Source organism: Streptomyces sp. NPDC043680 (assembly GCF_056436685.1).
On the sequence record NZ_JBWKCE010000023.1, the window covers coordinates 1 to 19,768 of the forward strand.

General features: G+C 71.6%; 16 protein-coding genes. 4 read left to right on the forward strand and 12 right to left on the reverse strand.

The annotated features are described in order from the left end of the window. The first annotated feature begins 312 nt into the window (after nt 1-312). Nucleotides 313-1,140: an alpha/beta fold hydrolase gene (locus AC0666_RS30175; protein ID WP_468964012.1), complete on the forward strand. Its 828-nt coding sequence runs from the start codon at nt 313-315 to the stop codon at nt 1,138-1,140. Nucleotides 1,141-1,169: 29 nt separating this feature from the next. Here the strand turns inward: AC0666_RS30175 and AC0666_RS30180 are convergent, their stop codons facing one another. The 4 genes from AC0666_RS30180 to AC0666_RS30195 all read right to left on the reverse strand — a co-directional run bounded on the left by AC0666_RS30180 (nt 1,170) and on the right by AC0666_RS30195 (nt 6,046). After that, nucleotides 1,170-2,612 carry a GH1 family beta-glucosidase gene (locus AC0666_RS30180; protein WP_468964014.1) on the reverse strand — a complete coding sequence of 481 codons (1,443 nt, stop codon included), beginning with the start codon at nt 2,610-2,612 and terminating at the stop codon, nt 1,170-1,172. 52 nt (nt 2,613-2,664) lie between these two features. Then, on the reverse strand, nt 2,665-3,564 hold the full coding sequence (locus tag AC0666_RS30185) for a carbohydrate ABC transporter permease (protein ID WP_468578776.1): 900 nt from the start codon (nt 3,562-3,564) through the stop codon (nt 2,665-2,667). Nucleotides 3,565-3,568: 4 nt separating this feature from the next. Next, a complete protein-coding gene (locus AC0666_RS30190) occupies nt 3,569-4,582 on the reverse strand; it encodes a carbohydrate ABC transporter permease (protein WP_468964015.1) in 1,014 nt (337 codons plus the stop codon). A 132-nt stretch (nt 4,583-4,714) separates the two neighbouring features. Beyond that, the gene (locus AC0666_RS30195; RefSeq protein WP_468964016.1) at nt 4,715-6,046 is read right to left on the reverse strand and encodes an ABC transporter substrate-binding protein; all 1,332 of its coding nucleotides are present in this window, start codon (nt 6,044-6,046) and stop codon (nt 4,715-4,717) included. A gap of 451 nt (nt 6,047-6,497) precedes the next feature. On the opposite strand from AC0666_RS30195, the gene AC0666_RS30200 reads away from it, so the two are divergent. Next, a complete protein-coding gene (locus AC0666_RS30200; RefSeq protein WP_478708765.1) occupies nt 6,498-7,583 on the forward strand; it encodes a LacI family DNA-binding transcriptional regulator in 1,086 nt (361 codons plus the stop codon). Between the two features lie 112 nt (nt 7,584-7,695). Here AC0666_RS30200 and AC0666_RS30205 read toward each other — a convergent pair whose 3' ends face one another. The 7 genes from AC0666_RS30205 to AC0666_RS30235 all read right to left on the reverse strand — a co-directional run bounded on the left by AC0666_RS30205 (nt 7,696) and on the right by AC0666_RS30235 (nt 15,902). Further along, complete coding sequence (locus AC0666_RS30205; RefSeq protein ID WP_468964019.1) at nt 7,696-9,423, reverse strand: glycoside hydrolase family 6 protein; 1,728 nt, start codon at nt 9,421-9,423, stop codon at nt 7,696-7,698. Between the two features lie 14 nt (nt 9,424-9,437). Then, nucleotides 9,438-10,988 (reverse strand): cellulase family glycosylhydrolase, encoded by a 1,551-nt coding sequence (locus AC0666_RS30210; RefSeq protein ID WP_478708766.1) that lies wholly within the window; start codon nt 10,986-10,988, stop codon nt 9,438-9,440. Nucleotides 10,989-11,325: 337 nt separating this feature from the next. Beyond that, on the reverse strand, nt 11,326-12,009 hold the full coding sequence (locus tag AC0666_RS30215; RefSeq protein WP_468964021.1) for a hypothetical protein: 684 nt from the start codon (nt 12,007-12,009) through the stop codon (nt 11,326-11,328). Continuing rightward, entirely contained in the window at nt 12,006-12,566 is a 561-nt protein-coding gene (locus AC0666_RS30220; RefSeq protein ID WP_468964319.1) for a SigE family RNA polymerase sigma factor, read from the reverse strand. The genes AC0666_RS30215 and AC0666_RS30220 overlap by 4 nt, the downstream gene beginning before the upstream one ends. A gap of 50 nt (nt 12,567-12,616) precedes the next feature. Further along, nucleotides 12,617-13,996, reverse strand: a complete 1,380-nt coding sequence (locus tag AC0666_RS30225) for a pectate lyase family protein (RefSeq protein ID WP_478708767.1) — start codon at nt 13,994-13,996, stop codon at nt 12,617-12,619. A 248-nt stretch (nt 13,997-14,244) separates the two neighbouring features. Continuing rightward, nucleotides 14,245-15,471: an RNA polymerase sigma factor gene (locus AC0666_RS30230; protein ID WP_478708768.1), complete on the reverse strand. Its 1,227-nt coding sequence runs from the start codon at nt 15,469-15,471 to the stop codon at nt 14,245-14,247. Next, the gene (locus AC0666_RS30235) at nt 15,468-15,902 is read right to left on the reverse strand and encodes a YciI family protein (RefSeq protein ID WP_468578764.1); all 435 of its coding nucleotides are present in this window, start codon (nt 15,900-15,902) and stop codon (nt 15,468-15,470) included. Before AC0666_RS30235 ends, AC0666_RS30230 begins: the two co-directional genes overlap by 4 nt. A gap of 269 nt (nt 15,903-16,171) precedes the next feature. Between AC0666_RS30235 and AC0666_RS30240 the strand changes: the two genes are divergently transcribed. Then, nucleotides 16,172-16,852: a YqjF family protein gene (locus AC0666_RS30240; RefSeq protein ID WP_478708769.1), complete on the forward strand. Its 681-nt coding sequence runs from the start codon at nt 16,172-16,174 to the stop codon at nt 16,850-16,852. Between the two features lie 148 nt (nt 16,853-17,000). Further along, nucleotides 17,001-18,284, forward strand: coding sequence for a preATP grasp domain-containing protein (locus AC0666_RS30245; RefSeq protein ID WP_468964027.1), 1,284 nt, complete (start codon nt 17,001-17,003; stop codon nt 18,282-18,284). Nucleotides 18,285-18,309: 25 nt separating this feature from the next. On the opposite strand, the gene AC0666_RS30250 is transcribed toward AC0666_RS30245, so the two are convergent. Beyond that, the gene (locus AC0666_RS30250) at nt 18,310-19,707 is read right to left on the reverse strand and encodes a M20/M25/M40 family metallo-hydrolase (RefSeq protein WP_478708770.1); all 1,398 of its coding nucleotides are present in this window, start codon (nt 19,705-19,707) and stop codon (nt 18,310-18,312) included. Between the last annotated feature and the right edge of the window lie 61 nt (nt 19,708-19,768).

The window sequence follows — 19,768 nt, forward strand, 5'->3', positions numbered from 1 at the left end:
TCCGACGTATCGGTCAGGTCATCTCTGCTCACACCCTCGGAAGCAGGGGGACATTTACCGGAATGTCTGGTTTGTCCCTACTCAAAAGAGTGGCCCCGGGAGTTCATGACGCCGTCCGCGAACTGTCACAGGCGTGTCACACGGCCCGCCTGGTGCAACCGTCCCCGCCCGGCGCGCCCTTCCATGGATCCATACAAGCGTATTGAACAAATGTCATAGACGTGCGTATAGTTCTGGCGCCGGGGGAAGCAGCCGCTCTGGTCGCAGTCCCCGCGGCCACGAGCCGTCCCATCACGCCACGAGGAGCCCGCCATGACCGCCACCAGCGCAACCGCAACCGCCACCACGACGCCGACCGCCCAGCCCGTTCGCGCCGCCCTGGACCTGGACGGCCGCACCCTCTCCTACCTGGACTACGGCGGCACCGGACGTCCGTTGCTCGCCCTCCACGGCCACCTCTCCGAAGGAGCCTCCTTCGCTGCCCTGGCCGCCGCTCTCGGCCCCGGCCGGCGGGTCATCGCCCCCGACCAGCGCGGGCACGGGGACTCCGACCGCGCCCCCGACTACACCCGAGCCGGTTACGTCGCCGACCTCCGCGCCCTCGTCGACCACCTGGGTCTCGATCGGTTCGCCGTGCTCGGCCACTCCCTCGGCGCCGTCAACGCCTGCCACCTGGCGGCCGAGCTCCCCCACCGCGTCGAGGCCCTGATCAACCTCGACACCCCCGCCGACCTCCCCCGCGCGGACGTGAGCCCGCTCGCCTTCGTCCTGCCCTTCCCCTACACCGCCGACAGCCGGGAGGAGCTCCTCGCCGCCCTGGGCCCGGCGGCCCCCATGCTCGGCGGCGCCCTGCGTCCGCTGTCCGAGGGAGGCTGGCGGCTGCCCTTCCACCCGCAGGACACCGTCACCTCCGAGAACGCCGTCCACGGCGACCACTGGGAGCAGTGGCTCGCCGTCGACTGCCCCGCCCTCCTCCTGCACGGAACCTCCAGCCAGGTGCTCAGCGCCGAGCACGCCGCCGAGATGGTCGCCCGTCGCCCCCGCACCACGTACGCCGCCCTGGACGCCGACCACTTTCTCCAGCTGCGCGACCCCGAGGGCGTCCACACCGCCGTCCGGTCCTTCCTCGCCGGAGTCTGAGGGCACGTCCGGAGGCGTGGGCCGACCCGCTAGAGGTCGCCCGGGGGACGCAGCTCGCCCGTCCGCGCCACCGTCCCGTACCAGCGTGCGCTCGACTTCGGGGTGCGCTTCAGGGTGTCGTAGTCAACGTGGACCGCGCCGAACCGCTTGGCGTAGCCGTACGCCCACTCGAAGTTGTCGAGCAGCGACCAGAGGAAGTAGCCGCGCACGTCCACCCCGGCGGCGATCGCCCGGTGTACGGCCTCAAGGTGCGCGTGGACGTAGGCGGCGCGCTCCGCATCGTGGACCGTGCCGTCCGGGCCGATCTCGTCCTCGTACGCCGCGCCGTTCTCGCTGATGAGGAGCGGCAGGCCGGGATACCTTGCGGCCGTCCGGGTCAGCAGGTCGTGGAGTGCGCCCGGGTCCACCGGCCAGCCCATGGCGGTGCGTTCGCCCGGCGCCCGGTGGAAGGCGACGTCGTCCGCACCGGGCCAGGGCGAGTGCGCACTGTGTCCGTGGCCGTCGTCCTGCGGCTTCTCTTCGCCCTTCGCGACGTGCGAGACGATCGTCGGGGTGTAGTAGTTGAGGGCGAGCAGGTCCAGCGGCTGGTGACTCGTGGCGGTGTCGCCGTCCTGGACGAACGACCAGTCCGTGAGGTGCGCGGTGTCCGCGAGCAGGTCCTCCGGATAGGCGCCCTCCAGCATCGGGCCCAGCCAGATCCGGTTGCCGACGGCGTCGATGCGCCGGGCCGCCTCCCGGTCCTCCTCCGCGGGGGTCAGCGGGCGGATCTCATGGAGGTTGAGCGAAACCGCCAGTTGACGGCCCTCGGGCAGCGCGGCCCGCAGGGCCTGGACGGCCAGACCGTGCCCGAGGTTGAGGTGATGGGCCGCGCGCAGAGCGGCGACCGGGTCGGTGCGGCCCGGGGCGTGGACCCCGGAGCCGTAACCCAGGAAGGCGCTGCACCAGGGTTCGTTGAGGGTGGTCCAGCGCCTCACCCGGTCTCCCAGGGCGTCCGCGACGAGTCCGGCGTACTCGGCGAACCGTCCGGCGGTGGCGCGCTCCGGCCAGCCGCCCACGTCCTCCAGTTCCTGGGGCAGGTCCCAGTGGTAGAGGGTGAGGGCGGGTTCGATGCCGGCGGCGAGCAGCTCGTCGACGAGCCGGCGGTAGAAGTCCAGGCCGCGCTGGACGGCCGGGCCGCGGCCGGTCGGCTGGACCCGGGACCAGGACACGGAGAAACGGTAGGCCCCGAAGCCGAGTTCGGACATCAGCCGGACGTCTTCGCGGAACCGGTGGTAGTGGTCCACCGCCACATCACCCGTGTGGCCGCCGAAGACCTTGCCCGGCGTGTGCGAGAAGGTGTCCCAGATGGACGGCGTCCGGCCGTCCTCACGGGCGGCGCCCTCGATCTGGTACGCGGCGGTGGCCGTGCCCCACAGGAAGTCGGACGGGAACGAGCGGATGGCGGTGAGCGGCCGGCTCTCGGAGGCGGTCATGGCGGAGCGCTCCCAACGCGAAGTACGGATACGGTACGGGCGGACGAGCCGGTCAGTTCTTGACGGCGCCGGCGGTGATGCCGCCGACGATGTGCTTGCCGAGTACGGCGAAGACCAGGAGCAGCGGCAGCGTGGACAGGAGCGCCCCGGTCAGCACCACGGCCTGGTCGACCGTGTGGTTGCCGGCGCCGAGGCCGGCCAGGGCGACCTGGAGGGTCGGGTTCCCGTCCGGGGTCAGCGCGATGAACGGCCAGAAGAAGTCGTTCCAGGCCTGGACGAAGACGAGCATTCCGAGGACCGCCATCGCGGGCCGGGCCACCGGGAACACCACGTGCCAGATGATCCGCAGGCTGTGCGCGCCGTCCATCCGGGCCGCCTCCACCAGCTCCACCGGCAGCGCCTCGGTGAGGAACTGGCGCATGAAGAACACGCCGAAGGCGGCGACCAGCGAGGGCAGGACGACCGACTGGAGCTGGTCGACCCAGCCGAGGTCGGTGATGATCTGGTAGAGGGGGATCACGCTGAGCTGCGGCGGGATCGTCATGGTCGCCACCACCAGGGCGAGCATGGCGCTCCGGCCCTTGAACGGCAGCTTGGCGAAGGCGAAGCCGGCCAGGGTGGAGAACAGCACGGTGGACAGTGCCACCAGCCCGGCCACGATCGTGGTGTTGAACAGTGCCCGGCCCATGTCGACCTGGTTCCAGGCGAAGGTGAGGTTGTCGAGGAGCCGGGGGCCGGGCAGGAGCGGGGCCGGTGCTTCGACCACGCGCTCGCCCGAGTGGGAGGCGGCGACGACGTTCCAGTAGAGCGGGAAGAGGGAGACCACTGCGGCCAGGCCCAGCAGGACGTAGGTCAGCGGACCCGCGTGGTGCTGGCGGCCTGCCGTCGGGCGAAGCCCCCGGGCGCGCGGCCGCATGGGCGTGGTGGTCGTGTCGGGTGTGCGGGCGGGCATGAGCTCAACTCCCCTGCGTGCTGCGGTTCGAGCGGGAGATCAGCGCCTGGACGGCCCCGATGAGCAGCAGGAGCAGCAGCATGACCCAGGCGATGGCGGAGGCCTGGCCCAGCGCGCCGGTCACCCACCCCTTCTCGTACATGAGCAGGCTCAGCGTCTGGAACTGGTTTCCGCTGCCGCCGCTGATGCCGACGCTGCCGCCGAAGAGCATCGGTTCGCCGAACAGCTGGGTGGCCCCGATGGTGGAGACCACGATCGTGAACAGGATCGTCGGCCGGATGCAGGGAATGGTGACACTGAGGAACTGGCGCAGGCGCGAAGCCCCGTCCAGCGCCGCGGCCTCGTACAGGTCCTGCGGGACCGCCTGCATCGCCGCCAGGTAGATGAGCGCGTTGTAGCCCGTCCAGCGCCAGGTCACGATCACCGAAATCGCGATCTGCGAAGGCCACTTGGCGGACTCCCAGGCGACCGGCCGGAAGCCGGACCACTCCAGGGCCGTGTTGATCAGGCCGTAGTCGGTGTTGAACAGCTGGGCGAAGACGAGCGTCGCCGCGGCGATCGAGGTCGCGTACGGGGCGAGGACCGCGACCCGGAAGAAGCCGCGGCCGCGCATCCTGTAGTTGAGCAGGTGCGCCAGGCCGAGGGCCATCAGCAGCTGGGGGACGGTCGAGAGCACACCGATCGTGAAGGTGTTGGCGAGCGCGTTCCAGAAGAACTCACTGGTCGCCAGAGAGCTGTAGTTCTCCAGTCCCTTCCACTGCGCGTTTCCGCCGAGCTCGACCCGGTGCAGCGAGAGCCAGCCCGTGTAGATGAGCGGGAAGAGGCCGAAGGCCGCAAAGGTGAGGAAGAACGGGGCGACGAAGACGTACGGGGTCGCCTTCAGGTCCAGGCGGTGGAGCGTGCTGCGCCGGCTGTCCCGGCCGGAAGGGCCCCGGTGGGAGCGGCGGGAGCTGCTGGCGGAGGGTGGTCCGGTGGGCGGCGGGGAGCTGCCACTCGACACCCGTACGGAGGTAGCCACGGGGGCGTCCTTCCAGGTCGGTGGGTGGTGGGTGGTGGGTGGGGTGCTGCGTACGGGGACGGCCTGCTGCCTGCAGGCGGCGGTCGGGCCGTCACGCGTTGCAGGCGGCGGTCGGCCGTCACACGGCTCCCGCTACTGGTCGATCTTGTCGTCGACCAGCTTCTTGACGTTCTCCCAGGCCTTCGCCGGGTCGGTGCCGCGCTGCTCGATGTCGAGGATGCCGTTGTCGGTGAGGAAGGTCTTCACCTGGCCGTCCCAGCGGCTGATCGGCGCGGGCCTGATGCCGGCCGCGGCCTCGGAGTAGATCCTGCCGACCGGCGTGTCGCCGAAGTACGGCAGCTTGGCGTCCTGAACCGCCGGGGAGGTGAGCGTGTCCTTGGAGGACGGAATGTTGCCGTTCACACCGAAGACCTTGGCGTGCTGCGCCGGCGCGGTCAGCCAGGCGGCGAGCTCAGCGGCCTCCTTGGCGTGCTTGCCGGACTTCGGCACGGCGAGGAACGCGCCGCCCCAGTTGCCGGCGACGGGCGGCGCGGCGATGTCCCACTTCCCCTGGTTCTCCGGGCCGGCCTGCTCCTTGATGATGCCCGTCATCCAGCTCGGGCAGGCGACGGTGGCGAACCGCGCGTTCTTGAAGGCCGCGTTCCAGGTGCCTTTCTCGTCGAACTGGCGCAGTTTTGCCGTCAGTTCTCTCTGAGCCGCCGCCACGGCGGTCTGCCAGGCCTTCTTCACGCCGGGACTGTTCTCGTAGTCCAGCTCGCCCTTGGCATTGGCGTACTGCACGGGCTCGCTGGAGACCACGGCGTTGAACAGGCCGCTCGCGGAGTCGTGGAATGCCGTTCCGGCCGGCGCGTTCTTCTTGTACGCCTCTCCGGCCGCCAGGAACTTCCCCCAGTCGCCGGCCCAGAGCTTGGCGACCTCGGTGCGCTCCGTCGGCAGCTTGGCTTGGGCGAACAGGTCCTTGTTGTAGCAGATGGCCATGGGGCCGATGTCCGTGCCGAGGCCGATGACCTTGCCGTCGCCCGTGGTGGCCTGCTTGACCTTCCAGTCGAGGAACGCGCCGAGGTCCGCGCCGCCCGTCTTGCCGAGGTCGATCCACTTGTCCGCCATGGCGGGCCCGGTCGCCTCCGCGATGTAGCCCACCTCCAGGGCCTGGATGTCGGCGAGACCGCTGCCGCGCGACAGGCGCAGCTTGAGCGTGTCCCAGTACTTCTGCCCGTCGGCGACGTTCGACTCTTCTATGCGGATCCGGGGGTGGGTCTTCTCGTACTCGGCGTAGAGCTTGGCCCCGGTCGTGTTGTCGTAGCCGAAGGACCCGAACGTGCCTATGCGCAGCGTGATCTTCTCGCTGCCGGCCGCGCCACCGCCGCCGTCGTCGCCGCAGGCGGTGAGCACGGTCGAGCCGATCACGACGACGGCGGCCGCGGTGATCGCGGTGCGGCGGCGTCTGCTGCTGGAAGTGCGCATTCCACTCTCCTCGTCCAAGGTGGTGCTCTGTGTGCGCCAGGGGAGCCCGCGGGCTCCTGCGACTTGGCGAAAGGGCCGGGCCCGGCCCGGCCCGGACCGGATCCGTCCGTGAAGGCCGCGCCCCTCCGAAGGTGGGAGCGCTCCCACCGCTGCGGGAAGGTTGCTGCCTCGCGGGTCCAAGTGTCAAGAGTTGAACGCTGCTTGATGGGTGGAAGGGCGTCGGAGCGGAGTCGCGCGGCTGGGCTTACCTCCGAGGCATCGTGCAGGTCCCGGGCGCGGCCCATGGCTCCGAGCGTAGATCGCGAGTAGGGTGGGAGCGCTCCCACCCGCGGTCGGTGTAGCGTGCCGGTGCCGGCGGGGAAGGGCGGCCGACGGGGAAGAGCAAGCAACCGCAAGGAAGAGCCACCACCGCCTTGCCTGATCAACCGCGAGCCGACCGGTGCGGCGCGCGATGTCGCACGAGGGGAGTTCGAGGGTCGTGAGCGGACGGCACAACGGCAGGCCCACCCTGGAAGAGGTCGCGGCCCTGGCCGGCGTCGGGCGGGGCACGGTCTCACGGGTGATCAACGGCTCGCCCCGGGTGAGTGCGCAGGCCAGGGAGGCCGTCGCCCGCGCCGTCGCCGAACTGGGGTACGTACCCAACCAGGCGGCACGCGCGCTGGCCGGCAGTCGGACCGACGCGGTCGCCCTCGTCATCCCGGAGACCGAGGCCCGGCTCTTCTCGGAACCGTACTTCCTCGACCTCATTCGCGGGGTGAGTGCCGAACTCGCCGAGGCCGACCGGCAGTTGCTGCTCACCTTGGTGCGGACCGAGCGGGAGCGGCAGCGGTTCGAACAGTACCTGGCCGCCCAGCGGGTGGACGGCGTGCTGCTGGCGTCCGTGCACGGTGACGATCCCCTGCCCGATCGGATACGCGAGATGGGACTGCCGGTCGTCATGAACGGGCGGCGCTCCGAGGCCGAACCCGTCGCTTACGTCGACTCCGACAACATCGGCGCAGGGCGGGCGGCCGTCTCCCACCTCGCGGCGCGTGGCCGGAACAGGATCGCGACCATCAGCGGGCCGCTCGACATGTACGTGGCCCGCGCGCGTCTGAGCGGCTACCGGCAGGGCCTCGCCGAGGCGGGGCTCGCGCCCGACGAGTCGCTCGTGGCGGCCGGGGACTTCACCGAGGAGGGCGGCAGGCTGGCGATGCGCGAACTCCTGGCGCGCAGCCCCGGACTGGACGCCGTCTTCGCCGCCTCCGACGTGATGGCGGCCGGCGCCCGCGGCGTGCTGCGCGAGGCCGGGCGCCGGGTCCCCGACGACGTGGCCCTCGTCGGGGTCGACGACTCGGCGGTGGCCCGGCTGATGGACCCGCCCCTGACGAGTGTGCGCCAGCCGATCGAGGAGATGGGCCGCACGATGACCCGCATGCTGCTCCAGCAGATCACGGAGCCGCCCGGGTCCGAGGCCGTGGCCGCGGGCGGTCGCGCGCCGGCGGAGGAGCCCCGCCGGGTCCTTCCGACGGAGCTCATCGTGCGGGCCTCGTCCTGAGAGTCCTCCTGGGCGTCCTCCTGCGCGTGCTCCTGAGAGCGGCGGTACGCGGCCCGGAGCCGTACGGAATCCGGGGATCGCGTACGGCTCCGGGGTGCTCATCGGCGGTGCGTCACAGCGCCGGATGGGCGTTCTTCAGGAGCTCCTGGAACTGGGCCGAGAACCACCGGCCCGACAGCGGAGCGTTCGGCAGGGCCCCCGACATGCTGTTGCCGTTGCGCGCGTTGCCCGGGTACGTCGGGTCGCACATCCGGTCGAAGCCCTTGCCCTCGTTGTTCGGGATCTCCATGCTCGCCCCGTCCGACTCGCCCGGGGGCTTCATCCACACGTACGCGTCGATTCCCGCGGCCGGGGCGGCCTGCGGCCTCTCGCCGAGCCCGGCGCCCGACTGGTTGCACCAGTTGCCGGCGTGTATGCGCCGGTCGTAGCGGCCGCCGTTGACGTACGTGTCGACGTTCGTCAGTGCGCCGGGGCCGGTCGGCCGGGCGGTGCCGCCCCAGCCGTTGCGGGAGGTGTCGATCAGCATGCCGATCTGCGGGTCGAAGCCCAGCGAGACCAGCTTGGCCCGCATGGCCTGGGCGTACGACAGCTCGTCCGTGTACCGGTTCCAGTCGACCCACTTCGACTGGCGTACGGACGTGCCGCCCACGGAGTCCCCGATCGAGAAGTGGTCCTCCTTCAGTGCGCTGTAGTTGGCCGTGTTCACGATGAAGCCGTGCACGCGGGAGAGGCTGGACCCCTCGGCGGTGGCCGCCTGCTTGAAGATCTCCGCGGAGGCGCCGAAGTTGTCGTCCCAGCCGAGCCAGCCGTGGTGTCCCGCGTCCACGTAGTTGTAGACGTTGGCGATCGAGCCCAGCTTGTTCAGTGCGTAGCCGACGCCCTTGATGTAGTTGCCGTTGGTCTTCATCGCATCGCAGTTGGCGGTGGCCGTCGGGCGCCCGGAGACGTTCGTGACCAGGTTCGGCAGCGAGTCGATCTCGACCGTGGTGACGATCCGCAGCCCCGCGTACTTGCGGTCCGCCAGGATCGCCGCGATGGGGTCGATGTACTGGGTCTTGTACCGGTCGATCTCGGTGGGGCCCAGTTCGCCGTTGGAGGCCAGCGCGGCGCAGTCGCGTCCGGGCAGGTCGTAGATCACCAGCTGGACGACGAGCTCGCCACTGCCCTTCTGCGCCAGGGCCGCGTCGAGGTGGTCCCGCAGGCCCATCACGCCGTTCCCGCCGCTGATCGCGGCGATGCGGTCCAGCCAAACGCCGGTGGGCTGGTTCGACACCTTGGTGCCGCCCGGCTCGGCGGCGGCCTTGGCGGACCATTCGGGGTTCACGTACACCTTGGCGCCGGCATAGGGGTTGTCGGCCTTGCTGCCCGACGGCGGCGGGGTGGTGGGCGGCGTCGTCGGGGGAGTGGTCGGCGGCTCGGTGGCGCCGTTGCAGGTGACTCCGTTGAGCTTGAAGGTCGCGGGCACGGAGTTGGTGCCGCTGTAGGAGCCGTTGAAGCCGAAGGAGGTCGAACCTCCCGTGGCCAGGCTCCCGTTGTACGCGACGTTCTTGGCGGTCACGGCGGCGCCCGACTGGCTGATCGCGGCGTTCCAACCCTGGGTGACCTTCTGGTCGCCCGCGTAGGACCATTCCAGGGTCCAGGCGCTGACCGGGTCGCCGGTGTTGGTGACGACGACGTTGGCGCCGAAGCCGGTGTTCCACTGGCTGGTGATCTGGTACTCGACCTTGCAGCCGGTGGCGGCGGCTCCGGCGGTGGTGGTCATGACGGTGGCGGTGGCGCCGGTCGCGGTGATCAGTCCGAGGGCCGCCACCAGGGCGGTACGGCGGGTTGTGCGGCTCATGTCCAGGGTGCCTTTCAGTTCAGGGCGCGCAGATGGTCGCGCAGCCCGGTGCCGAATGCGGTGGGTGTGCCGTCGTACGAGGTGATCAGGGCTGGACCCGAGGAGCAGTCCCAGGTGTTCCAGGTCCAGCCGAGATACGAGAGGGCGCGGGCGTCGGACCAGGTCATGACACGGTCGATGAACGCATGTCCGCAGGTGTTCTCACCGATCTCGCCCGCCAGGAGGGGGACCCGGGCGGCGACCGGCGCGAGTGTGCTGTCCCAACACGCCTCGTTGGCACAGGCATTGAAGTTGTAGACGTGCCAGGCCGCCGCCAGATTGCCCGTCGGGTCGGTGGGGGAGTGGGCGAGCCACTGGCTCAGGTCGTTGGAGTAGGCGATGCCGGGAACGAGCACCACATTGCGCGCTCCCGTCGCGCGGACGGCGTCCAGGAGGTCCTGCATGCCGGCGACCTCGTACCCGATGCCGGGGCAGCTGCCGCCGTCGCGCCAGCAGCTCCACGCCTGCGCGGGAGTGGAGGTCGCCCGGTCCGGATAGGGCTCGTTGAACAGGTCGAAGACGACCCGCCGGTCGTTCTTGAAGGTGTTCGCCACCGAGGTCCAGAACGCCGGGGTGTACCGGGCGTTCGGCATCGGCTTCTGGCAGGAGGCGTGGACGTCGGCGCAGCCGGAGGAGTTGCCGGTGTACTGGCCGTACGTCCAGTGCAGTTCGACGACGGGGGTCATGCCGTGCGCGAGGACCCGGTCGACGAAGCCCTTGACGGCGTCGATGTAGGGAGTGCCCCGGTACTCGGGTCTGATGTTGTCGAGGCCGAGCCAGCACTCCTCGTTGAGGGGAATGCGTACGGTGTTGGCCTTCCAGTCGGCGATGGCGCGCACCGAGGTGTCGTCGACGGGGCCGTCGAAGATGCCGTGCCCCTGGACGCACATGTACTCGCCCCCGGAGCGGTTGACGCCCAGGAGCCGGCGGGTGGCGCCGTTCCGGTCGGTGAGCCGGTTGCCGGCGACGCTCAGCTCGGGCGCCCCGGGGACCGGGTCGGGGGGAGTGGTCGGATCAGTGGGCTTCGGGGTCGGGCCCGTGGGCGTGGGGGTCGGGGTGGTGGTGGGGGTCGGGGTCGGGGTCGGATCGGGTAACCCCTCGGTGGTGCACGGCGTTCCGTTGAGCTTGAAGGGCCCGGGCGTCGTGTTGGTGCCCGACCACGAGGCGATGAAGCCGGACGTCACACTCGCGCCGGTGCCGAGTGCGGCGTTCCAGCCTTCGTTCCCGGCCGTGACGGCCGCCCCGGTCTGGGACCAGGTGGCACCCCAGCCCTGGCTGACGTGCTGACCGGCGGAGAAGTCGAAGCCGAGAGTCCAGCCGTTCAGTGCGGAACCGTGGTTGGTGACGGTGACCGCACCCTGGAATCCGCCGGACCACTGGCCGACGACCGAGTACTTCACCGTGCACGGGGGTGCGGCCGCGGCGCCTGTGGCCGGCGCCATGACGGTGAAGGCACAGCTCGCCATCACGAGCGCTGTTCCCGCGAACACCGAGGACAGCGCGGACAGACGTGGGGGGTGTCGCATGAGCGACTCCTTGCAGCGAGGGCGCACCTCGACGGCGCGCCAACTGACGGAATCGCTCCCACTGGTGAGGCGACCGTAGCGGCAACACGCTTCAAGCAACAGAGGAGTTGAACAAAATCCTCGGCGGATGCCTTCGACTCCTCGAACCTCTTGACGCCATTCGGTTGGCTCTGCACAGTGGGAGCGCTCCCACTGGTTCACGACCTGTGCTCGTGCTTCTCGCCCGCCCCGCTCCCGAGCGGACGAGGAGAAGCCTCCGCATGCCACCACGGCGGGGCGGCCGCCATGCATCCGCGACCGCCCCTCCGCCCACCCGAACGGGCGGGACCGCCGCCCGTCACGGGAACGTGCCTCCGACCTCGTGGAGCCGGCCCGCGGCCGTGGTCGCCGTCGCTTCGTACGTGTCCTGGCGCGCATCGCGGTCGCCTTCGGCATGGTTGTACTGGACCGCGAAGACGTGCCGGCCGGGCGGGACGGTCCTGCCGGCCTTGAGGGTCCAGCGGTAGACCGTGGCGCCGTCGGTCTGGACGGTGCTGACCTTGAAGTCCTCGCCCGGCCGGGTCTGCCAGGTGCCGGTGGTGGCGACGCCGCCGGTCTGGGCGATGCGGACCTGGAGGGTGAGCGTGGAGAGCGGTTGGCCGTTCTGGAGCGTGATGTTGCCCTGCGCCCAGTACGGGTTGCTGTGCGGGTCGACGGCGCCGCTGGACCACAGCGGTCCGCTCTGGGCGGTCGGAGATGCCGTGTCCTGCGATGCCGTCGCCACCTGGCCGGACCGCTCCCCCTCGGGTCCGGCCGGCGCCAAGGCGAAGGCAACGGCCACCAGGGCGGTGGCCACCGCGGCGGTGGCGAGGCCGACCCGGGCCCAGGAGACCGCCGGGGGCCGGTGGTGTGCCGTCTGGCGGGCCTGCAGACGGGTGTCCGGAGCGTCGGCCATCCCCCGCCGTACGCGGTCCAGCATCTTGTCGCGGTCAGGCCGATGGGCCTGCGCCGCGTCGCGCAGTTCCCGGTGGATGTCGTTCATCGGCTCCTCCGTCCCACGAGTTCCTCGGTCGTTCGGGAGCCGAGCAGATCCTGCAGTTGCGCCATGCCCTTGGAGGTCTGGCTCTTCACCGTGCCGACCGAAATGCCCAGGGCGAGCGCCGTGTCCCTCTCGGACAGGTCCAGCGCGTGGCGCAGGACCACACAGGCCCGCTTCCTGAACGGTAGCCGGGCCAGCGCTCTCCGTACGTCGAGGGCGGCGGCCACGTCCGGGGCGTCGACCCGTTCGGGCCGGTGCGACCAGAAGAGGGTGATGCGCCGCCGTTCACGGACCGCCGCGCGGATCCTGGTACGGGCCATGTTGGCGACGACGCCGCGCGCGTAGGCGAGGGGATGGTCCGCGCGGCGCATCCGGTCCCAGCGGTGCCACAACGCGACGAGAGCGTCCGCGGCCACGTCGTCGGCGCAGTCCGGGTCCCCGGTCAGCATGGCGGCCAGTCGGGACAGCTCGGCGTGGTGCCGTTCGAAGAAGGCATGGAACTCCGCCGACCGGTCGTCATGGACGAGAACCGTCGCGGAGCCCTCGTGGTGAGTGCTGATCCCCGGTGACGGCGTGGCGGCGGCCGCCGGCCCCTGGGCGGAACCCGGCCTCACGAGGCGCGCGTGGGGTTCTTGGTGAGGGCTCCCGAGGCGGTGAGGACCCCCGCTCCCGCCGTCCGGGGAAGCGTACGGGGCAGCGCGGCCGCCGACTGCTCCAGTCCGGCGGTGAGCGCCGGCTTCCAGTTCACCGTGGGCTGGATCTTCTTCTTGGGGTTCGCGGCGTTGTAGGCCGCGACCAAATCGGTCACCGTGCCGTTCACCAGGTTCCCGGTTCCGGCGAGGGAGCCCGTACCGTCACCGGTCAGCAAGCGGGACGCCGCCCCGCCGCCGGGAACCGTCCAGTAGTTGTATTCGGCCACTATCTGCGCCTTCGCCCGCGAGTTGATGGAGTACCCGAAGGAGTAGCCGTTGCGGTCGGTCGTGTCGTAGAGGTTGTTGTACAGGTGGACCTGGCCGACCCGGGTCAGCGGGGCACGCTGGACGGTGCCCTGGAAGACGTTGTGGTGCAGGGTGACGCGCAGTTTGGTGTCCTTGTCGCTGCTGCCGATGAGCATCGTCTTGTCGTGGTCGCTGAACCGGTTGTACGAGACGGTGACGAGGTCCGACGCGTTGGTGATGTCGAGGGTCCCGTCGTGGACCTGGTACTCGCGGCCGAAGTAGCGCGGGTTGGCCTGGTCGAAGTGGGGGCTGTCCGTGAACGTGTTGTGGTCGGCCCACACGTGGGTGGCGCCGCGCAGGGAGATCCCGTCGTAGGCGGAGTTCCAGTTGCCGGTCGACCCGTCCGTCGGGTCCCACTGGGGGAAGCAGTCGCGGGTGTCGGAGAAGGTGAGGTTGCGGATGATGACGTTGTCCGCGTTCTTCAGCTGGAGGCTGCCGCCGGTGAGGCCGGCATTCGTCCCCGGCACGCCGACGATCGTCGTGTGTGACGGGACGTCGAGCACCACGCGCGCCGCCTGCTTCCTCTGCGCGGCGGACCGGGCCGATTCCTGGCTGCCGGACGGCAGCTTGGAACGGCCCCACACGGCCGGGTCGTAGGCCTTCAGGTACGAGGCCAGCGAGTAGCCCGTGCCGGCGGCGTAGTCCTCGCAGCCGAGGCGGCGCCCGTTGTCGTCGGTGTTCGCGTCGATGGTGCCCTTGACCCGGATGAGGCGCGGCTCTGTGGCCGGGCCGGCGCTGAGGGCCTCGGCCAGCTGCGCCCGGGTGGAGACGGTGAAGACACGGGAGTCCCGTGCTTTCGCCCCTCCGGTCGTACCCGTCCCCTGGGCCGCCCAGCCGTCGCGGGCGGGCAGTACGGAGTGGTCGAGGTCGGGTGCCGCATGGGCGGACACCACGAAGGGCACGGCGCTGAGCCCGCACGCGAGGGCGACGGACGTGGCCGCGAGGACGGTGAAACGGCGCATACGAGGGCGCTGGTGCGAGACGGTGGGCATGCGGATCGATCCTTTGTGAGGGGTGCGGGAGGTCTTCGGCCGACACCTGTGGGGCGCGCCTCTTCAGCGCGTCGACCTTGCACACCCTCAGTTGCCGCCGAGCGCAGCCGGGTTGCCGTGATCCACGTCACTGTCCGTAGGACTCCTCCCCGGCGATGACGTCCCAGCGCGGGAACCGCGCGCTGGAACCGTGCCTTGGAACCGTGCGGCGGAGCGTCCACGCCCGGATGACGGGCACCGACTTCGTGTCAGGGGTCCAGGCGGGCGGCGCGGGTCCGGAGGTAGCGGCGTTCCGGGAGGCTGAGGGTGGTGCGGGCGGCGAGGCGGTAGGCGTCGGCGGCGGCCTTGCGGGCGCCGGTGCGTTCGAGGAGATGGGCGCGGACGGCGGCGAGGCGGTGGGAGCGGGGGAAGCCGGGTTCGAGGGCGGTGAGGGCGGCCAGGCCGGCCTCCGGGCCCTCGACCATCGCGAGGGCGACCGTGCGCCCGAGCCGCGCCATCGGGTCGGGGGCCCGCGAGTGGGCCACCAGGACGTCGTAGAGGGCGAGGATCTGGGGCCAGTCCGTGCTGTCGGGGCCCGAAGCCTCGTCGTGGAGGGCGGCGATCGCGGCCTGGAGCTGGTACGGGCCGGGCGGCCCCTCCGTCAGGGCCTCCTCGACCAGCGCGGTGCCCTCGGCGATCGCCGCACGGTCCCAGAGGGTGCGGTCCTGTTCGTGGAGGGGGATCAACGCGCCGTCAGGTCCCGTACGAGCCGCGCTGCGGGCCTCGGTGAGCAGTATCAGGGCGAGCAGGCCCGTCACCGCGCCCTCGCGGGGCAGCAGCCGGCGGGCCGCCCGGGTCAGGCGGATCGCCTCGCGGGCGAGGTCGGCGCGGTGCAGAGCGGGCCCGGAGGTGGCCGTGTAGCCCTCGTTGAAGATCAGGTAGAGCACTTGGAGGACGGAGGCGAGGCGTGCGTCCCGGTCCTGCGCGTCCGGCGGGCGGAAGGGGCGGTCGGCCCCGGCCGCGCGCAGCTTCGCCTTCGCACGGCTGACCCGTTGGGCGATCGTCGCCTCCGGTACGAGATGGGCGCGGGCGATCTCCGCCGTCGTCAGACCGCCCACCGCGCGCAGTGTCAGCGCGATCCGGGCGGCGGGCGGGAGCACCGGGTCGCAGCACAGGAAGAGCAGGGTGAGCGTGTCGTCCTCGGCGGGTGCGGCACGGACCTCGCGCGGTTCAAGACGTGCGACCGTCTCCTCCCGCCGGACCCGCGCCGCCTCAGCCCGCAGGGTGTCCGTGAGGCGCCGGGAGGCCACTCGGATCAGCCAGCCGCGCGGATTGGCGGGCACCCCGTCCCGCGGCCACTGCCCGGCGGCGGCGAGCAGCGCCTCCTGTACGGCGTCCTCGGCGGCGTCGAAGTGCCCGTACCGGCGCACGAGCGCGCCGAGGACCTGCGGGGCGTGCAGCCGCAGCAGGTCCTCGACGGTCCCGGGTGCCGTCAAGCGTTCCCACCCGCGCCGAGCTCGCTGCCACCGGCCTCGTCGATCGGCCGGATCACAACGGGGTACACCGGAGCACCGGCGGGTGCCGGGCACTGCGCCACCCGCGCCGCGATCTCGGTCACCCGCTCCAGGCTCGCGCAGTCGAGGACCCAGTACCCGGCGAGCACCTCCTTCGTCTCTCCGTAGGGCCCGTCCGTGACGACCGGCCGCCCCTCCGCGTCCGCGGTCACGAACCGTGTCCTCGCGGGCTCGACGAGCCCCTGCCCGTCGACGAACTCCCCGGTTTCCGCCAGATCGTCGTTGATCGCGCTCATGTACGCGAACATCGCCCTGAGCTCCTGCTCGCTCCAGGCCGGGCTGTGGGCGGACGCCTTGCCGTTCATGGCGTCGTAGTCGGCCTGCGCGCCCTGCACCATCACCAGGTACTTCATCGCGTTCCCTCCTCCGTGGGCCGCCCCTACCGGGGCCCTTGCACAGGAGACGTCGGAGCCGGGCGCCATTTCTCGACACCTCGCCGTACCTCACCGGTACGGTTCATCCCGGTGCACGAACGGCCGCGTGTGCCCGGCCTCCACCGGGCGACCCGGCCGCACCCCGGTGTTCCGGGGCGTACGGACGCCTACGATGAGGTGCCTGAGCATTCTTCCGAGTACGAGCAGGCCCCCGAGCGTCCTGGTGGTGGCCGGCAGGGGAGGTTGCGGTGGCGTACGTACGGGTCCCCTTGTTGTCGGTGCACTGGACGCGGCAGGCCTTCCTGCACTGGCCCTATCCGCCGGCGCTCCTCCAGCGCCTCCTGCCGCCCCACCTCGATGTCGATGTCTTCGAAGGGCAGGGCTGGGTGAGTCTGACGCCCTTCGTCATGTCGTCCACGCGGGTCCTGGGCGTGCCGATGCCCGGGGGGACCTTCCCCGAGACGAACCTGCGCACCTATGTGCGGCGCAAGGGCGGGCCGAGCGGCGTGTGGTTCCTCGCCCTCGACGTCACCCACCCGGCCATGCTGGCCGCGCGCCTGGTGGGGATCCCGTACGCGCTGGGGCACCTCTCCGTACAGGGCCGGGGCCGCGCCTGCCGTTACACCGGCCGACGAGGGCGCGCAGGTCCCGGCTATGACCTTGAGGTGCGCACCGACGAGCGCATCGAAGCGCCGCACCTCCTGGACTCGTGGCTGACCGACCGCTTCCACGTGTACTCGGTGTCGGCCGGCGTGCTCTGGCGGACCCCGGCCGCGCACGAGCCCTGGCCGCTCTTCCGTGGAACGCTCGTGCGCCTGGAGGAGTCCCTGTTGGCCGCCGCCGGACTGCCCGAACCGGCCGCGTACCCCCTCGTCCACACGTCCCCCGGGGTCGGCCCCGTACGGCTCGGATGTGCCCGGCGCGGCTGAGCGGCCGGTGCCTCGTACCGCGAGCCCGTGGCGGACGGTCGCCATCAGCCACGAGGGCCGCACCATCGGTCACCGCGGCGCGCGCCGACCGGGCGGGACGCGGACGATCGACGTGAGCAGCGCCCCTGCGCGGGCCCATACTCGTGTGATGAGCCGCCCTCTGCTCCTCTACGCGAACCTCGTCTCCGACCTCGCGGTGGACCTGGACGAGCGCGACGTGCTCCGCACCTGGGCCGAGCAGGCACCGCGCGAGGTGTGGATGCTGTACCCGGGCGACGTGCTGGTGTCCCCGGTGCCGGTCGGCGAGGAGTTCCTGGCGTACGCCTGCGGCCTGACCGGGGTCCCGCGGGAATCGGTGACGGTGGTCGACCTGCCGCAGGCCTTCGGCGCGGTCGACGGGGAGGCGCGGCACCACGGCGCCGTGGCGAGGGTGCGCAGGGCGTCGGGAGGCCGGCCGGTGGGCGCGGTGCTCCCGACCGCTCTGGACGCCTCGGCCGTGGCGCTCGCCGACGGGCTGGGGGTCCCCTTGGCCCCGTACGCCTCTGCGGCCGCAGCCGGGGCCGCGCTGGAGGTGACCCGGCTGCTCAACACGAAGGCGGGGTTCCGGAACGCGGCGCGGGAGCTGGGCATGAGGCTGCCCGACGGCCGTGTCTGCCGCCGTGAAGAGCTGGCCGGTGCCGTACGGGACCTGCTGCTCACGCACGAGCGGGTGGTGGTCAAGCCCGACCGGTCGGCGGGCGGCCACGGGCTGCGCTTCCTCTCGGCGGCGGCGGGGGAGTGGACCCCCGACGATCTGGCGCCGGTGGGCGGGGCGGGAGGCTCGTGGGTCGTCGAGGAGCGGATCGACGTGGCCTGCTCGGTGAGCATCCAGCTGGAGACGGGGCCGCACGGGCCGCGGCCGGTGTTCAGCGGAGAAATGCGGACCGACGAGGGTTCCTTCACCGGATACGTGTCACCCCTGACGCCTCCGCTCGCCCGTGCCGGGGCCACGCTGGAAAAGTGGGGGCGGGCGTTGGGCTGCTTCCTGGCGGAGCACGGCTACGCGGGCCCCTTCAGCCTTGATGCGATGGTGTCGGCCGACGGTTTCCTGTTCGCGGGCGAGAGCAACGTCAGGCGCACGGCGACGACCACGCCGCAGGCCATGGTCACCCGCCTCGCCGCCACGGCCGCATCCGCCGCCGCCGGGGCCCGGGAGCCGGCCTGGGCGACCGGCAAGGTGCAGGCACCACGTCCGTACCGCTTCGACGAGGCCGTGGCCCGGCTGCGCGCGGATGGCACTGCCTACGATCCCGCGAGCCGAGAAGGGGTCGTCCTGTACGCCGGTGCGCCACCGGACGGCCGCACCTGGCGCTACGCGGTGATCGCCGACGGCCATGCGGCGCTGGCGCGGTACGAGGCGATGCTGCACGCGTCATGGGCGTCCGTCCCCTGAGGCGGGCCGTCACCGGCTCACCGGCTCACCGGGTGACCGGCACCGACGCCAGTTCCCCCAGGAACGCGCTCAGGGCGCTGACCCCCAGACGGAGCGCAGCGGTCTCCACCTTCTCGTCAGGGCCGTGCCAGCGGTCCCCGGGCAGTCCTGTCCCGAAGAAGAGCACGGGCGCCTCACAGGCACGGGCCAGCTGCGCGGCGGGGGCAGCGCCGCCGTTCCCGATGCACCGGGCCGGGGAACCGCAGGCGCGGTTCACCGAGCGGAAGAGCGCTGCGAGAGCCGGATGGTCCGCGGGGGTCCGGTACGGGTCGGAGATCGTGGGGGAGACCTCCAGGTCGTAGCTGAAATCGGAGGTGCGGTGCTCACCCAGCCAGGCGCGCAGCTGTTCGGCGACCTCGTCGGCCCGCTGGTCGGGAACGAGCCTCAGCAGCAGGTCCGCGTCGGCCTCGGCGGGGATGAGGCCGAGCGCCGGTGCGTCCGTACGGCCGGCCAGAAGGCGGGCGACCTCGGCCGAGGGGCGGGTCCACAGCCGCTCCGGCACGCTGAAACCGGCCTCGCCGCCGGCTCCGAACGTACCGGTGTCCGCGCGCCAGGTCCGCTCGTCGAAGGGCAGGGTGTCCAGTGACTCCCGCAGGGCGGGACCGGGCGCGGCCACCGCGTCGTAGAACCCGGGGAGCGTGATCCGGCCGGCTCCGTCGTGCAAGGTGCCGAGCAGCCTGCACAGTTCGGACGCCGCATTGGTGGCGGCGCCCGAAACGGCCCCGCTGTGGATGTCGCGGTGGGCGCCGCGGACGGTGAGGGTCGCGGTGACCGACCCGCGCACCGTGGTGCAGACGGCCGGCTCGTCCAGGGACCAGAGCATGGTGTCGGAGACCATGACCACGTCAGCGGTGAGCTCGTCGGCGTGTTCCGACAGCAGGTCGGCCAGGTGCACGGAGCCGATCTCCTCCTCCCCTTCGATCAGGTACTTCACCGTCACCGCCGGCACGCGGCCGGGGGCGGCCGCCAGGTGCGCACCCAAGGCCCACAGATGGCACATGATCTGGCCCTTGGCATCCGAGGCTCCCCTGCCGTACAGCAGGCCGTCGCGCCGTAGCGGTGCGAACGGAGCGGTGACCCGCCATGTGGAGGGGGCGACGGCGTGGACGTCGTGGTGGCTGTACACCAGCAGGACCGGGGCGTGGGGATCGGCGGCCGGCCAACAGCCGTAGACGGCCGGCAGGCCGTCGGTCTGCCAGATGTCCGTACGGGGACAACCCATCCGGTGCAGTGTCCGCGCCAGCCAGCGGGCGGAGTGCCCGACGTCGGCCGCCCGGTCCGGGTCCGACGACACGGACGGGACCTTCACCCACTGCGTCAGGGCGTCCAAGGCGTCCGGCTCCGGGAAGCCGTCCTGCCCCGCGAGGATCTCTCTCGCGCTCATGGTCGGCGGCTGCCCGCGTTCGCCGACCTCAACCGCCGACTCACCGGTCGCGGCGCCCCGC